Here is a 15,015-nt window from a genome sequence, read left to right on the forward strand (position 1 = left end):
GTTTTTTCTAGTTGTTTAGCACACCTTAACTAATATCAATAGTCAGAAGTTTTTTATCTTTTAAGGGATAATTATTTTCTTTTATTAATCTTTCTAAGTTTTTAACTCTTTTTCTAGGGAGAGGATGACTAGACAAAAATTGAGTAAATTTTGGTGTTTTTTCTTCTTTCTCTAAACGCTCAAAAAAATCTGTTGCTCCATTGACATGGCCATAATATTTGTATAGTAAATTTATCCCAAATATATCAGCTTTTTTTTCTTGAGTTTGACTATATTGGGCATTGACTACTAAGTTAGTTAAATCTGCCCCTGATTGCAAAATTTCAAAGCCTCCTAAAAAATAGTTAATTACCATTTTCATCAAAATAATATTACCAATACTTCTTAAATGATCTCGGTTAGCAAAGTGTCCGATTTCATGGCTCAGAATCATTACTAATTCATTTTCTGATTCTATTTCTTTTAGTAGTCCTTCATAAATTACTATTTTATCTCCCGGAAGAGCGATCGCATTTACTGTATCTTCTGCAATATAAATAGTTTGATAATCTCTTTTTTCAAGACTATCATTAGACAATTTTTGTTCGATATTATCTAATAATTGATTTAGTTGTTTTTCGGTGTTATTTGACTTACTTTTTTTCTCAAAACTAGGAACTACTAAAGACCCTATTTTGGATTCTACAGAGATAGGAATAAAATTAACTAGATTATTAGCAAGAGAAAATAAACCATACAAAAAGAAAGTAATAATACTCCCAAAAATGATTAATAAAATAATGATTTGTCTTGCTTTAGGTTCCGAAGTGCGATCGCTTATAGGAGAAGAATAAGGCATATTTTTTTATTAATTAATCGCTTTTTGTAGGACGGAAAGGATTAAGAAAATTCATCAAAGGATAAAGACAACGAGACTGAATCCACAATTTACCATTGCCGCTAAAACGACATACCAAACCCTCACCCCCTAATATACCCGTGCGTAAATTACGAAAAGATAAACCCCCCATAACCTCCACATTATAGTTAAGGGTATCTTCAAAAGCCACAATGTAACCTGTATCTACCACATAACTACCTTTTACATCCACCTCCAAAATAGCACCATAGGAACTAAACCAGACATCACCCTGCCCTGTTGCCTTTAACAAAAACAAAGATTCCCCACTAAAAAAACCCTTAAAGCCTTGAAACTGAGAATCAATTTCCACCGTAGAAGCACAGGCCACAAAATCCGATGATTGTATCACTAAGCTATTATTTCCTGTTAATAAATAATGACCAATATCCCCCGGCACCCCAGGAGATAAATACAATTCTCCTGATTGATTTTGAGCAGTAAATTCACTTAAAAATAAAGATTCTCCCCCCAACATTCGACTAAAACTTTTACCGAGTCCTCCTTTCATTTTTGACTTCATTTTAATGGAAGAATCCATGGCCGCCATAGCCCCTGCTTCTACCATTACCATCTGATTTGCTTGTAATTTGAGGATTAAAAAAGCGTAAGCTGGATTATGCTCAATACGATAATTTATTGCTGATTTATTTAACATCGTTTTATTCTATTTTTTTAGTTTTTTGGTGATCTATTTATTCTTAAGGAATAACAAGGGGCTTAAGCCCCTTGCCCCTCCTAGCCCTTATCTCCCCTTGCCTTCTTTCTGGTTTATAAGAAGACTCTTCGTACAATAAAACCATCATAAATTTCGCCAACCTATCCATAAATCATTACTTCGTTGTTTATCGTGGTGGCAACTGAGTGCCAATAATTTTCCCTAAAGTCAGGGGGCTATGGGTTTGACAATACAATTTTCCTTTGCCATAAAAGCGACAAACTAAACCTTCCCCTCCCAAAAATGAACCTAGTAAACTAGAACTAGCTTTGGTAATTTTGAAATCCAAACTTTTCTCAAAGGCGACAATATGCCCCGTATCTACGACATATTCACCATCCACATCTATTTCATACACTCCGCCAAAGGAGGTGAGGATAACAGGCCCATATCCGCTAACACTGAGCCAAAACAGTGCTTCTCCTGAGAAAAATGACTTTAGCCCCTGAAAACCCAAATCAATGTCAACCCCTGAGCCACAGGCTAAATATGAGCCAGACTGCACCACTAACTCATTACCTGTCATTTCATAAACGACTATGTCACCCATGAGATGGGGTGCAAGATAAAGTTCTCCGTTGGGTTGGTAGCAACGAAAGACGCTCAGAAATAGGGATTCCCCTGCCATCATTCTCTTTAAACCCCCCAAAATACCTCCCCCTTTACCCTGTCGGAGGGTGGTGCTGACGTTGATAAAATCACTCATGGCAATCATGCTTCCTGCTTCGGCGAGTAATTCTTCTTGGGCATCTAGGGTTATCTTGGCGATCGCACTGTCGGGCTGTTGTAATACTTCAATATTCATAAAAAAATGGATTATCAGAAAAAAATTAACGAACTTTAGGACGTAAAAAGCCCACAAAACCAGAAATACTACGAGACTGAAGATAAATGGTCCCCCTACCCGTAATTTTATTAACAAAACCCTCCCCAGAAGTCATAGAAGAAATTAAATTACCGGATAAAGCAATATTCATTTTTACATCCCCCTCATAGGCAACCAGATGACTGTTATCTACTACAAAATCACCGTTCACCTCCCTTTGAGTCAAACCGCCATAACAACCAAATAAAACCTGCCCCTTGCCAGTAAACTGCAACTTGAATAAACCTTCCCCCGCAAACCAACTGGAAAAACCAGCCCAGCGCACCCCCATTTTTGCCCCTGGGGTATGGGCAATGTAAGCACCTGGTTGTAAACAAAAAGGTTTTGAGCTTAATTTTTTATGTTCAATATCCCCAATCATCGACTGGGAAAGAATTACCGTTTGAGGCATACTGGTGTTATTCTGAAAAACATTGACAAATAAAGATTCTCCCCCAAAAAACTTACGCATCAACGCAGGAAAAAATCCCCCTGAAAATTCAGTTTTCATAGTTATTCCTGCATCCATACTAATCATTGCCCCTGCTTCGGCGGTAATTTTTTCCCTCGGTTGCAACGTCACAAAAATAGTTGCAAAGGCAGGACGATAACGAATACTACACTCCACAAAATTATCTCTCTTTTCTAACTTTAGTAATAAAGCTAATTTATTTTTGAAAAGGAAAACATACTACATTACAAAACTTTTTATAATACAAAAGAACATGTTAAATTTGAGGGATAGTAAAACTAAATTGTGAGCCTTGATTTAGCTCAGAGGTGACTTTCAAAGAACCACCATTTCTATGGACAAACTCTTTACACAATAATAATCCTAATCCTGTTCCCCTCTCCCCATCGGTGCCTAATTTACTAGCACTATATTCCATGTCGAATAAGCGGTTGATTTGCTCTTGAGTCATGCCTACCCCTGTGTCCGTTACTGTAACGCGCACTAGGTGATTGTCTTCTTGGGTACAGGAAATAGTAATTTTATCTCCCGTATGACTAAATTTGATGGCGTTATTAACAATATTTTGAAGTACCGACTCCAACATGATTAAATCACCATAAACATTCATCTCTGAGTTGATGTCATTGACTAAGGTAATTTTTTTTAGAGAAGCTGGCCCATATAGTAAATTTAAGACATCTTCTACCACCCCGTAAAGATATAGCCTTTTTGGGCGCCAAGATAGATTTCCTGTTTCTAACATGGACCATTGTAAGAGATTGTCTAATAATTTCAGGGTGGCTTTTCCTGTATTGTAAATATCAGAACTAATTTCTTTAATTTGCTCTGGAGGTAAATCATCTACATCATTAGTTAAAATATCAGCAAATCCCAACATGGCATTAAAAGGGGATTTTAAGTCATGGGCGATAATGGAAAAGAAGCGATCTTTTCCAGCATTAATTTTTCTTAATTCTGTGGCGTAATTTTGTAATTTGTTGAAGGATAATCGAAGTTCTAATTGGCTAATGACTTGTTTTGCCAAAATTTGCAATGCTTTTTCCTGTGCGGGAGTTAAGGTTTTGGGTTTGGTATCAATGGCGCATAAGGTACCTAAAGCAAACCCATTGGGGGTAATAAGGGGCGCTCCTGCATAGAAGCGAATGGAGGGATCTTTTAATACTAAAGGATTATCCGCAAACCTTTCATCTTTGGTGGCATCCTCCACCACTAAAACATGGTCTTTTTGTAAAATGGCATGACTGCAAAAGGCGATGTCTCGATTGGTTTCTCTGGCATCTAATCCAACTCTTGATTTAAACCATTGTCTTTTTTCGTCGATAAGACTGATGAGGGCGATGGGAGTTTCGCAGATAGAGGATGCTAATTGGGTTAATTCATCATAGACTGTTTCAAATTCTGTATCCAAGATGTCGTAAGCGAGGAGGGCATTGAGGCGCTCTTTTTCGTTGTCGGGCTTGGGGGGGATTTTCATGATGTCACCATATTTCCATGATTGTCTTCTGTTAATCTTAATTTTATTTTTCCCAGATTCCCATTAATTTTGCATAACGCAACAATCTTTAATTTGATTATGATGGTTAATGAGGGAACTTGTAGTTTGTAGTTGTAGCAGAGTTTCTGAGAATTTTTTGAATATAGCGAGGATAGATGTCTATGGCCATGGAAACTTTAGAATTTATTATTTATCCTGATGGTAGGGTAAAGGAGAAGGTTACTGGAATCGTCGGAAAGTCTTGTGAGGAAGTTACTAGGGCGATTGAGGAACAGTTGGGAGTGGTGGTTTCTAATCAAAAAACATCGGACTATTACAATCAAAACTTAGAGACTGAGAATCAAATTCAGAATCAAAATTGGTAAACTTTTATATATAAATCTCATTTTTCCAAATCTTTAATTTACTGTATCAGGATAAATTTATGTCACACTTTAGTAGTATCAAAACGCAAATCCGCAATCTAACTTCCCTTAAATCTGCTCTCAAAGATCTCAACATTGACTGGAAAGAAGGCCCTTCACCCGTTCGTGGTTATCAGGGGCAAACTAGCCAAGCTGATCTCGTCATTGAACAGGAAAACAATTATGATATTGGTTTTAGCTGGAATGGTCAACATTATGAGTTGGTAGCTGATTTACAATACTGGCAACAGCCTTGGACTGTTGATGGTTTTTTACAGCGTGTGACTCAAAATTATGCTTTACAGACTGTTTTAAGTGAGTCTGCACAACAAGGTTTTGCAGTGACTGAGCAACAAAAAAATGAGGATGGCTCTATTCGTCTGGTGGTACAGCGTTGGAGTTAATTTTTAATTGATGATGGTGGGTGATAATATGTTACCCACTTTCTTTGTTCAGTGTTATCAGCCATAGGCTGGCGCCGTGCGATCGCACATTATATTTTTTGTAGAGGTTTTTTATGTTTGATGAACAAAATATTTCAGAAAACAATGGTTTTGAGCCTGAATTAGGGGGCATTTGGCGTGATAACCCTGAAAGAAGTGGTTTTGAGCCGGAGTTGGGGGGCAGTGTTCGTCAAAAGGGTGTTTATGTGGATGAGGTGACTTGTATCGGTTGTAAAAATTGTGTTCATGTGGCCCCTAATACTTTTTATATAGAGGACAATTTTGGACGCTCTCGGGTTTATAACCAAAATGGTGATGAGGAAGACATCGTGCAAGAAGCCATGGATACTTGCCCCGTAGATTGCATTCATTGGTTGGATTATACAGAAGTGAGGGAAAAGGAGGCGGAAAGAAAAAATCAAGAAGTGCGGCCTCTGGGTTATCCTCAAGTTTTTTATCCTAAAAAGAATAGGAAAAAGATGAGGAAGTCGTTAAGATTTGATAAATAAGGCTCAATTCTCTCTAAATAATTTGATGCAGAGCAAAATAGATTTGGTCATGATTTGAGGAAAATTCCCGTTCAAAAGTGGTGTTTTCGTACTAAAATTCTGCAAAAGTGGGAATTATATATTAAATCATTAAGATTATGACTGAGTCGCAAAAAGTTGCTGTGGGAATTGTCGGTGCTTCTGGTTATGGTGGAGTGCAGTTGGTTAAGCTACTATCCGAACATCCTGAGATAGACATTGTTTATTTGGGGGGAGATAGTAGTGCAGGAAAAGATTATGCTGATTTGTATCCCCATTTAGGTCATTTAATCAAAAATAAAGTCGAGGCTATTGATTTGGATGAGATAGCTTCCCGTTGTGAGGTGGTGTTTCTCGGTTTACCCAATGGCTTGGCTTGTAAGTTTGCCCCTAAGCTGGTGGAGAAGGGTTGTAAGGTTTTAGATTTATCGGCGGATTATCGTTTTACCGATCTCGATACCTATACCGCATGGTATAAAACAGAAAGGGATGACAGTGCGATCGCATCTACTGCTGTTTATGGCTTACCAGAATTATACCGTGACCAAATCAAAAATAGCTCCCTCATCGGTTGCCCAGGATGTTACCCCACCGCCAGTTTACTTGCCCTCTCTCCCCTTATTAAGCAAGGATTAATACTTCCTGAAACCATCATCATTGATGCCAAATCAGGCACATCAGGGGGCGGCAGACAAGGCAAAATTGGTCTTCTCTTAGCCGAAGTCGATAACTCCCTAGGGGCTTATGGAGTCGCCAAACATAGGCACACCCCCGAAATAGAACAAATTTGCTCAGATTTAGCCCGTAGCGATGTCAAAGTTCAATTTACACCCCATCTAATTCCCATGGTTAGGGGTATTCTTTCCACAGTTTATGCCACTTTACGAGATCCAGGATTAGTTACAGAAGACTTAATCACCATTTATAATGCCTTTTATCGTTCATCTCCCTTCGTCAAAATTTTACCTAATGGCACTTATCCCCAAACCAAATGGGCTTGTGGCACTAATTTAGGTTACATTGGTATAGAAGTTGACCCTCGTACGGGTAGAGTTATCGTTATGTCTGCCATCGATAATCTTATCAAAGGACAAGCGGGACAAGCCGTACAATGTCTGAATCTCATGATGGGATGGGCAGAAGATTTAGGCTTACCTAAACTCGGATTTTATCCTTAACACAAGCTGTAAAACAATCCTATCGTTAAGTGCTAATGGGGACAAATGTTAGGTAGAGGACGTAGCATGCTACGTCCGTAAAGGTTTTCGGCTATTGACTTATTAAAGAATGGACGCTAAATCTTTATTGTTTGTTATTTTTTCTGGATAAACAGATTCAATAAAAGAAGCATTATAAACCCTAAAAATCTCCTCAACAATTGCCTTAATTACATTCACTACCACACTATTTCCAAACTGTTTATAAGCAATATTTTTTCTTTCATGGACAATAAAATTATCAGGAAAACCCATTATTCTAGCACACTCTCTCGGTGCTAATTTCCTCACTTTATTGTTAATTAAATATAAACCTGTTTTTGCTCCGACTCCTCCCCCATAAGCAGATAAGGTAATGGCATGACCATTTTGGTGATAAATTCTTTCTCCTTGTCCTCCTTTATTTACCGTACCTATTCTGATCGGTTTTTGAGGATAATTACCCATAATATCTGGAAGTATATTAATATTTTCTTTAAACTTTACATCTTTTCTATTAATTACAAATTCTTTTATTTCACTGTCATCTAAACAATAATCAATCAATTTAATTGGTGTATTAAGACCATTTGGAAAGTAAAAATTATTGATTTGTAAATCTTTTCTAAAAGCAACTATATAAATTCTTTCTCTTTTTTGAGGTACTCCAAAATAAGAAGAGTTTAACACTTGAGAATAAACTTTATAACCTATTTCATCTAAAGTGTTAACTACTATTTGTAAAGTATTACCATCATCATGTCGGGCAAAATTTTTAACATTTTCTAAGATGATAAATTTCGGTTGATGAAATTTTATTATCCTAGCCACATCAAAAAATAAAGTTCCCCTCGTATCGTTAAAACCTAACTGCTTCCCAGAAATACTGAAGGCTTGACAAGGAAAACCTGCACACAACAAATCATGGCTAGGTATGGCAGATTCAGGTATTTTAGTAATATCTCCTTGGGGTAAAATACCATAATTCTTTAAATATATTTCCTGAGAATATTTATCCCATTCTGAAGCAAAAACACAATGGGTTTGATAATTTTTTAGGGCTTGATGAAAACCACCGATTCCTGCAAATAAATCGATAAATCTTAATTCTTTAATGGAAATCATTGAATAATTGTAAAGGATTAATTTTGAATTGTAAGCTAGTGGGGTCAGGTGTTCCACCTTTTCTTTGCATGGTTATTTGTCCTATATATAAACTACCTTTTGGAGATATTTTTACTTCTCCTTGAGCAAAAAAAATACAAGCCTTATTAATGTCTTGTAAAAGCCAATCAAGTTGATTCTGATTTTCCGTGTCTTTTCTCGTTACAAGTAACCATTTAGCACTAAATCCGCCTCTACCTTTTATTATGTCACTGATTACTACAAACTTATGTTGCTCAAAAAAATTAACAATTTTGTTCACTATACTATCTGGCATTTCTGTAAAAAATAATCTTCGTTGATCTTTTATCGATGTCAATTGATTAGAGTTAACAAAGTTTTTTGGCAAATTTTCTCCCGTAAACAATTTTAGCCACATTTCTATTTCATTATCAAAGTTCCACATTCTTTTATAAGTAGAAACTGGACGTTTATCAATTTGATTAAACCCCGCTGATTTATTAGATTTTTTAAGGGAAATATTTTCTATATACAAACTGTCATCTATTTGTCTTTTTAACTGAACCTGTATATCAGCTTTTTTGTGTTTAGTACTATCCTCATATTTTTCACATAATAACCCTAGCTCTTGTATTTTTTGCTGGGAAACTTGAACGGGAATTCTTACAGCATTTATGTGGCTTATTTCATGTGGACTATAGCCCATTATAGATAGCCACTGTTTGGCATCTTCGTCGGTAGACCATGAATTAAATTTATCACAAATATTTTCTTCATTTAGAAAACCGTCTTTCGCTGTTAATGAACCTAATTGAGCTTTATCCATCAAAATCAATATTTTTTATACTTATGAAAATCAACAGAAAGGACGTTTTGTTAAACGTCCCGACTTAATCTTAGTTTCTCAAAGCCAAAATTTGAGCGGTGACATCCATACTTTCTTGATAAAGAGTATCCTTGCCCCCTCCTTGTAACTGTTGACTTAAAAGGTGTTCGGTATCTTGATCTGCCAAAGATGTTACCTGTTGAATACGGCAGGCTTGGGCGCCCCCTCCTGCTTCCATGCGCATACAGCCCGTGGTATTGGAGCATAATACCGTACAGCAATCGGCTTGTAGGTTGGTAGAACTTAATTTTAAACTGATTAAATCCCCTAAAATATCACCCCAATCTGCTAGAGGTATTCCTGCTAATTCTGTATTAATTTCCTTGCCTTCAGAACTAAGAAACTTAATTTTGGTGATGTCATAGTCCCCTGTTTCGTTACTATAGGCTACGGGTTGCCAATTGAGACGACTGGCTAACCATCCGAGATACATCAGTGCTTGGGTTTTATTCCCTTTTTCGTAGTCCACTGTCACCTCATCTACTTCCCAAATGGCGCTACGACGCTCTGGGGGATCGAAGGCTTCGGCGGTTAACTCTTGCCATGGGGCGATTCTAGCCCAATTTAGGTCGATGATAGGAGTATCTTGGGTAATAAATTGAGCGATACGTTCTAATTCTGCGGTTGGCTCTACAAAGGTGCTAGAGTCGATGATAAGCCGATCGCACTCTGAGCGTAACCGTTGAAATAAACTATAATCAGTATCAATTCCTGCCTTCCACCAAACGTATTTAGGCAAATCAGGAATCATCAACTCCGAAATCACCCCGCCGATGCGCTCGAGGGCGGAAGAAACCCCCGTCACGCTGATATATTCACAACAAATCAAACTCGTAGAAGAGCGTTTATTAACAGGACAATAAGCAGATACTTGAGCCTTAACCCCCCTATCTTCCCCAGTGGTGGGGCATAAAGTAATAATTCTACAGGGGTTTACAGAGGCGATCGCATCGGCCATCCCAGCACCCTCCCCATCAGGAGAATACTGCTTGAGAATAGATTGATCTCGTAAATTAACCTTACCCTCCGCCTCAATAGTCTCGTATTCCTGCTGTAACCGTGCTAATAAATCAGAGTTAGAAACCCCCGTCACCTCAAAACCATATTCCTTTTGCGCTCCCCTAATAGCCGAAGTCGTGCGAGGGCCAGCAATGCCATCCACAGGCCCAGTATAAAAGCCCAAAGCCGCCAAAAGGGGCTGAGTTTGCTCAGGCTCATAAACCAAAAAACTGAACGTAGAAGCCCTAGTGGCCGCCAACCCTTCACTATTCCCCGTATAGGTTTGCCAAATTTGCCTCAGCTCACTGTCAATATAATCGAGATCAACATCTTTCGGAGCTTGTAAAGAAACTAAAGGAGTAGTCATAATCAATAATTGCTAATAATAATTGGTCATCAAAAAAAAGAAAAAAAATTTCTCTACAAACGGCGCCATCTTCTACCATCACGGTTAAGTAAAAATTCCGCTTCGGGGGGTTGCCATGTACCAGCTTCATAGAGAGGCACAGAATCAGGAGCCGAAGGCGCATCCCAAGCCGTCAGGGCAGGGGTAACAATACGCCAAGCCTCCTCCACTTCATCAGCCCTTGTAAACAAAGTTTGATCTCCCAACATACAATCCAACAACAGACGATGATAAGCATCAGTGGTGGCTACCCCAAAAGATGAACCATAACTAAAGTCCATATCCACCGTACGAGTGCGCAATTCTGCCCCCGGTACTTTCGCTTCAAACCTGAGAGAAATTCCCTCATTAGGTTGAATCCTCATGGCCAAAATATTGGGGTTAGTTTGGTGGGCTGCCGAAGGAAAAATTGTTAAAGGTACGTTTTTAAATTGAATAGCAATTTCTGAAACCTTTTTGGGTAATCGTTTTCCAGTCCGTAAATAAAAAGGGACACCCTGCCAACGCCAATTATCAATCATTAACTTAAGTGCCACAAAAGTAGGAGTAGTAGATTCGGGATTAACTCCATTTTCTTCTCGATAACCCGGCACAGGTTTGCCCTTCATCCATCCTGGGGTGTATTGTCCCCTAATGGCACTTTTTTCTAAATTTTTAACATCCGCTAATCGAGTGGATTGTAAAACCTTCACCTTTTCTCCCCTAATGCTATCGGCATTAATACCATTGGGGGCTTCCATGGCGGTAAGGCAAAATAACTGTAAGAGGTGGTTTTGTACCATATCTCGCAACGCCCCTGCAGATTCATAATAACCTGCCCTTTCTTCTACCCCAACGGTTTCGGCTACGGTAATCTGGATATTATCGACAAAATTACGATTCCATAATGGCTCAAAAATGGCATTAGCAAACCTAAATACCATCAAATTTTGTACTGTTTCTTTCCCAAGATAATGATCGATACGATATACTTGCTCCTCTCGACAAACTTTTTGCACAATGCGGTTTAGTATTTGCGCACTGCTCAAGTCTTTGCCAAAGGGCTTTTCAATAACCAAACGATGCTTGATGGGATCATCTAACATCCCTGCGGCGCCTAGCTGTTTGATAGCTGGGGGAAAAAATTGGGGTGATACGGCGAGATAAAAAACTCGGTTTCCCCTAGTTCCTCTTTTTGTGTCTAATTCTTCGAGAAAATCTTTTAACTTGGAATAGCTTTCAGGTTCGTCCATATTGCCAGGACAATAGTACAAACCCTCCGCAAAATCGTTCCATAACTCTTCATTGGCGATGCCATCGGAAAATTCTTCGATACCTTGTTTCATTTGCTCACGGAAATAATCATGACTCCATTCCCGTCTAGCAACCCCCACAATGGTCATTTCTCCGGGCAACCTACCCTCTTTTTTTAACTGATACAGAGCCGGTACTAACTTTCTTTGGGTCAAATCTCCTGAAGCCCCAAAAATCGTCAGAATAAGAGGCTCTGGAGTTTTAGCTTGTTTTAAACCCGCTCTTAAAGGGTTTTCTTGTAATGTAACCATTGTACTTTTGTCCTTGAACAACCACCTACATTCTAGTTTCTCTCTTTGAATGTGGGTCAATTTGTTTGGCTATGTAAAGTTTTGTTACGTTGTTATTTGATTTGATTTTCTAGTCCACAATAGGCAGCATAACCAATGGCGATCGCATCTACACTATCATCAATGGGCAAAGAATCCAACTCAAAAATACTTTGTAAAGCCTCCGCGACTTCTTCCTTTGTGGCTCTACCATGGACTAAATGAGCTTTCCAGCTTGATTGATGTAAAAAACTGGGGATGATATTTCCCTCTCGATAACACACAAGATGAATTACCCCCAACGCCTGTAATACTCCCCCCGCTGCCTTGATTTGGCGACTAAAAAAAGGCATTTCAATGGCCACATGATTCGGCTTAAACTCGTGAAATAAATCATTAAAATCACTTTCTATCTCTTGCAACCTTTCCCCAGTGGGTTGTTTTTTGCTCGTTTCGATAATGCCATAATCGACTAAAGAGGGACTAACCATATCATCGCCCTCCAATATAGCCCAACCGATAATCGCCAACCCTGGATCAATTCCTAGCCAAATCATGATTAATTATAACCCTCTTTTGCCACTTTTTCTCTCGGAAAGTGACAAAAGAGGGTTATAGTCACTCCAGATAAAAATGAGACACTACCAAATTTTAAAAGATTTATATAATAGGGGTTTTAGCTAGCCAAACTGTCTGAAAACTTACTTAAATAACTATATTTTTTAGGGGTAGCTGTTAATTGTTTATTTCCCCTTTAACAACTTAGAGTGATGCATTCCCCACTAATTTTCATTTATTAAACATAAATAATTACTCCACAAAATTATTATGAATGTAGCTAAAATACGGATAACTAGATAGCAATTCAATTAACTTAAAATTAAAAAATGTAATAGAACAATGGCTACTCAAGAAAAGATACTCAATCAACTTCAAATTTTAACTTTTATCTCTAAAGAAGGTTCTTATAGTAATAGCTTTATTTTTGCACTGAGAAACGTTTTTTGACAGAAATTGACAACATTGAGCAACAATACAAAATGTCATCGGAGCAATTTTATGAACAATTTAAAAAAGGAGTTTTGGGTGACGATATGGATTTTGTCGAATGGAAAGTATACTATCAAATGTGGCATTCATTAGACAAGTGACTAAATCTCCTCAAATCTCAGTATTGAACTAGAAATTTTATAGAAGCCATTTGGTATCTAGTAGAATATTGAGAGGAACAAATTGATAAATGGAATAATGGCTTACTCTAGCAGTCTAAGTGATCAAGAATGGGAAATAATTAAACCTCTATTACCAAAGAAAAAAAGAACTTGTCCACCAAAGTGGTCTAAAAGACAAATTTGGGATGGTATCTTTTATCAACTCAAAAATGGCTGTAATTGGTCTGATTTACCAAAGGATTTACCTCCTTATTCTACCGTTTATTGGCATTATAAAAACTGGAAAAAAGAAGGTGTCTTTGAAACAGTGATGTGTGAACTTCACAAGCAATTAAGAGAAAAAGTAAAAAAAAATCCACTTGGACTCGATTAATTATCATCGATTCTCAAGCAGTGAAAAATACTTGTAATGCGGGGGTAGAGAGTAGAGGATTCTGTGGTTATAAACTCACCAATGGTATAAAAAGACATTTAGCAGTAGACAGTCTTGGCTTTCCCTTTTTCACTTATTAGAGTTGTTGCGAAATAGGAGATAATAGAGAAAACTGACTAAGTAAAAAGAAGTAGAATGTTAAATATTGACAAAATACTTAATCAAGATCGACTCCTCAGAGCCACCACAGGATTGAATCGCAAGGCATTTGATGATTTATTAGTCAGTTTTGAGTCGGTTTATCTTTCATTATCACAAAAAAGTGACTCTTCTCGTCAGAGACGCTTTGGCGGAGGTCGAAAATCTCATCTCAAAACCATTGAGCAGAAACTTTTCTATATTCTATTTTATTTAAAATGTTATCCAACATTTGATTTAGCTGCTATTCTCTTTGATTGTGACCGAAGTCAAGCTTATCGATGGAGTCATAAACTACAAGAGGTTTTAGAAAAAACATTAAATGAAAAACAGGTATTGCCAAAAAGGAAAATTAGCACAATTCAAGAGTTCAGGGAATATTTTCCCGATGTGGAAAGAGTGATGATTGACGGGGTGGAAAGACCGATTAATCGACCACAAGACAAGAAAAAACAAAAAGAAAATTACTCAGGAAAAAAGAAAAGACACACCCGTAAAAATCTAGCGGTAGTAAGCCCAGAAAAAAAGATATTACAGTTAACACCCACCTGTAATGGCAAAATTCATGATAAAAAAATCCATGATCAATTTGACTTGATTGGGGGAATACCAGATATGGTGAAAGTACAAGCAGATTCGGGATTTCAAGGAGTGCAAAAAATGTATGATAATGTCTTTTTACCTCAAAAAAAACCGAGAGGGGGAGAGTTGACGGTGGAACAAAAAGAGGAAAATAGAGAATTATCAAGGGAAAGAGTAGGATGTGAGAACGCTTTTGCAGGGGTAAAAAGATACTATGCTGTATCATCAGTTTATAGAAATAGAACGCCAGAATTTGATGACAAACTAATGGTAACAGCTTGTGGATTATGGAATTTATATTTGGAAGTAGCATAAAATAAAATCAGGAATAAGAAAAATCCCATTAACTTTATTTAATATTCAACATTAAAGCTATCTCCTACTATTTCGCAACAACTCTATTGTACAAAGGCAAGTATTTCCGATGATCGAGGATTAATCATGATGTTGAGTGAGAACATAGATTATTTTCGTGCCAAACCCATGAATGTTCATAAAATTACAATCCTCGTGGATTCGGGTTATCATCCTGATTTTATCATCAGGGAATTAGAAAAAGTTTATCCACAAATGGGAAAGAAAATTCATATCGAAAAATCAAGCAAAATCTCTTCTGAACAAAAAAAATCAGAAGGAAAAAAAGGATTTGTGGTAGTCAAAGCAAGATGGATCATTGAAAGATAATGGTGCT

General features: G+C 37.5%; 17 protein-coding genes. 7 read left to right on the plus strand and 10 right to left on the minus strand.

The window, feature by feature from the left end:
- Positions 1–25: 25 nt before the first annotated feature.
- From A5482_RS12010 to A5482_RS12030, 5 genes are all read right to left on the minus strand, one after another.
- A complete protein-coding gene (locus tag A5482_RS12010; protein ID WP_083260509.1) occupies positions 26–838 on the minus strand; it encodes a M48 family metallopeptidase in 813 nt (270 codons plus the stop codon).
- A 13-nt stretch (positions 839–851) separates the two neighbouring features.
- Positions 852–1,556, minus strand: a complete 705-nt coding sequence (locus A5482_RS12015; RefSeq protein ID WP_069792086.1) for a TIGR00266 family protein — start codon at positions 1,554–1,556, stop codon at positions 852–854.
- Positions 1,557–1,743: 187 nt separating this feature from the next.
- Complete coding sequence (locus A5482_RS12020; RefSeq protein WP_069792085.1) at positions 1,744–2,421, minus strand: TIGR00266 family protein; 678 nt, start codon at positions 2,419–2,421, stop codon at positions 1,744–1,746.
- Positions 2,422–2,446: 25 nt separating this feature from the next.
- A complete protein-coding gene (locus A5482_RS12025; protein WP_069792084.1) occupies positions 2,447–3,109 on the minus strand; it encodes a TIGR00266 family protein in 663 nt (220 codons plus the stop codon).
- 100 nt (positions 3,110–3,209) lie between these two features.
- On the minus strand, positions 3,210–4,430 hold the full coding sequence (locus A5482_RS12030) for a GAF domain-containing sensor histidine kinase (RefSeq protein ID WP_069792083.1): 1,221 nt from the start codon (positions 4,428–4,430) through the stop codon (positions 3,210–3,212).
- Between the two features lie 182 nt (positions 4,431–4,612).
- Here A5482_RS12030 and A5482_RS12035 point away from each other — a divergent pair, with 182 nt between their 5' ends.
- The 4 genes from A5482_RS12035 (at position 4,613) to argC (ending at position 7,003) form a co-directional block, all read left to right on the plus strand.
- Complete coding sequence (locus A5482_RS12035; RefSeq protein ID WP_069792127.1) at positions 4,613–4,816, plus strand: DUF2997 domain-containing protein; 204 nt, start codon at positions 4,613–4,615, stop codon at positions 4,814–4,816.
- Between the two features lie 59 nt (positions 4,817–4,875).
- Positions 4,876–5,259 carry a DUF1257 domain-containing protein gene (locus A5482_RS12040; RefSeq protein ID WP_069792082.1) on the plus strand — a complete coding sequence of 128 codons (384 nt, stop codon included), beginning with the start codon at positions 4,876–4,878 and terminating at the stop codon, positions 5,257–5,259.
- 113 nt (positions 5,260–5,372) lie between these two features.
- Positions 5,373–5,807: a ferredoxin gene (locus A5482_RS12045; RefSeq protein WP_069792081.1), complete on the plus strand. Its 435-nt coding sequence runs from the start codon at positions 5,373–5,375 to the stop codon at positions 5,805–5,807.
- 137 nt (positions 5,808–5,944) lie between these two features.
- Positions 5,945–7,003, plus strand: a complete 1,059-nt coding sequence (argC, locus tag A5482_RS12050) for an N-acetyl-gamma-glutamyl-phosphate reductase (protein ID WP_069792080.1) — start codon at positions 5,945–5,947, stop codon at positions 7,001–7,003.
- Between the two features lie 102 nt (positions 7,004–7,105).
- Here argC and dcm read toward each other — a convergent pair whose 3' ends face one another.
- The 5 genes from dcm to A5482_RS12075 all read right to left on the minus strand — a co-directional run bounded on the left by dcm (position 7,106) and on the right by A5482_RS12075 (position 12,556).
- Positions 7,106–8,146, minus strand: coding sequence for a DNA (cytosine-5-)-methyltransferase (gene dcm / locus A5482_RS12055; protein WP_069792079.1), 1,041 nt, complete (start codon positions 8,144–8,146; stop codon positions 7,106–7,108).
- The gene (locus tag A5482_RS12060) at positions 8,133–8,972 is read right to left on the minus strand and encodes a hypothetical protein (RefSeq protein WP_069792078.1); all 840 of its coding nucleotides are present in this window, start codon (positions 8,970–8,972) and stop codon (positions 8,133–8,135) included. Before A5482_RS12060 ends, dcm begins: the two co-directional genes overlap by 14 nt.
- 70 nt (positions 8,973–9,042) lie before the next feature.
- A complete protein-coding gene (gene opcA, locus A5482_RS12065) occupies positions 9,043–10,398 on the minus strand; it encodes a glucose-6-phosphate dehydrogenase assembly protein OpcA (protein WP_069792077.1) in 1,356 nt (451 codons plus the stop codon).
- Positions 10,399–10,451: 53 nt separating this feature from the next.
- Positions 10,452–11,981 (minus strand): glucose-6-phosphate dehydrogenase, encoded by a 1,530-nt coding sequence (gene zwf, locus A5482_RS12070; protein WP_069792076.1) that lies wholly within the window; start codon positions 11,979–11,981, stop codon positions 10,452–10,454.
- A gap of 92 nt (positions 11,982–12,073) precedes the next feature.
- Entirely contained in the window at positions 12,074–12,556 is a 483-nt protein-coding gene (locus A5482_RS12075) for a crossover junction endodeoxyribonuclease RuvC (RefSeq protein WP_069792075.1), read from the minus strand.
- Positions 12,557–13,247: 691 nt separating this feature from the next.
- On the opposite strand from A5482_RS12075, the gene A5482_RS12080 reads away from it, so the two are divergent.
- The 3 genes from A5482_RS12080 (at position 13,248) to A5482_RS12090 (ending at position 15,008) form a co-directional block, all read left to right on the plus strand.
- Positions 13,248–13,544, plus strand: a complete 297-nt coding sequence (locus tag A5482_RS12080) for a transposase (RefSeq protein ID WP_446684769.1) — start codon at positions 13,248–13,250, stop codon at positions 13,542–13,544.
- 195 nt (positions 13,545–13,739) lie between these two features.
- Complete coding sequence (locus A5482_RS12085) at positions 13,740–14,639, plus strand: IS5/IS1182 family transposase (RefSeq protein WP_069790049.1); 900 nt, start codon at positions 13,740–13,742, stop codon at positions 14,637–14,639.
- Between the two features lie 126 nt (positions 14,640–14,765).
- On the plus strand, positions 14,766–15,008 hold the full coding sequence (locus tag A5482_RS12090; RefSeq protein ID WP_446684770.1) for a hypothetical protein: 243 nt from the start codon (positions 14,766–14,768) through the stop codon (positions 15,006–15,008).
- Positions 15,009–15,015: the final 7 nt, after the last annotated feature.

Source organism: Cyanobacterium sp. IPPAS B-1200 (genome assembly GCF_001747005.2).
GTDB lineage: Bacteria > Cyanobacteriota > Cyanobacteriia > Cyanobacteriales > Cyanobacteriaceae > Cyanobacterium.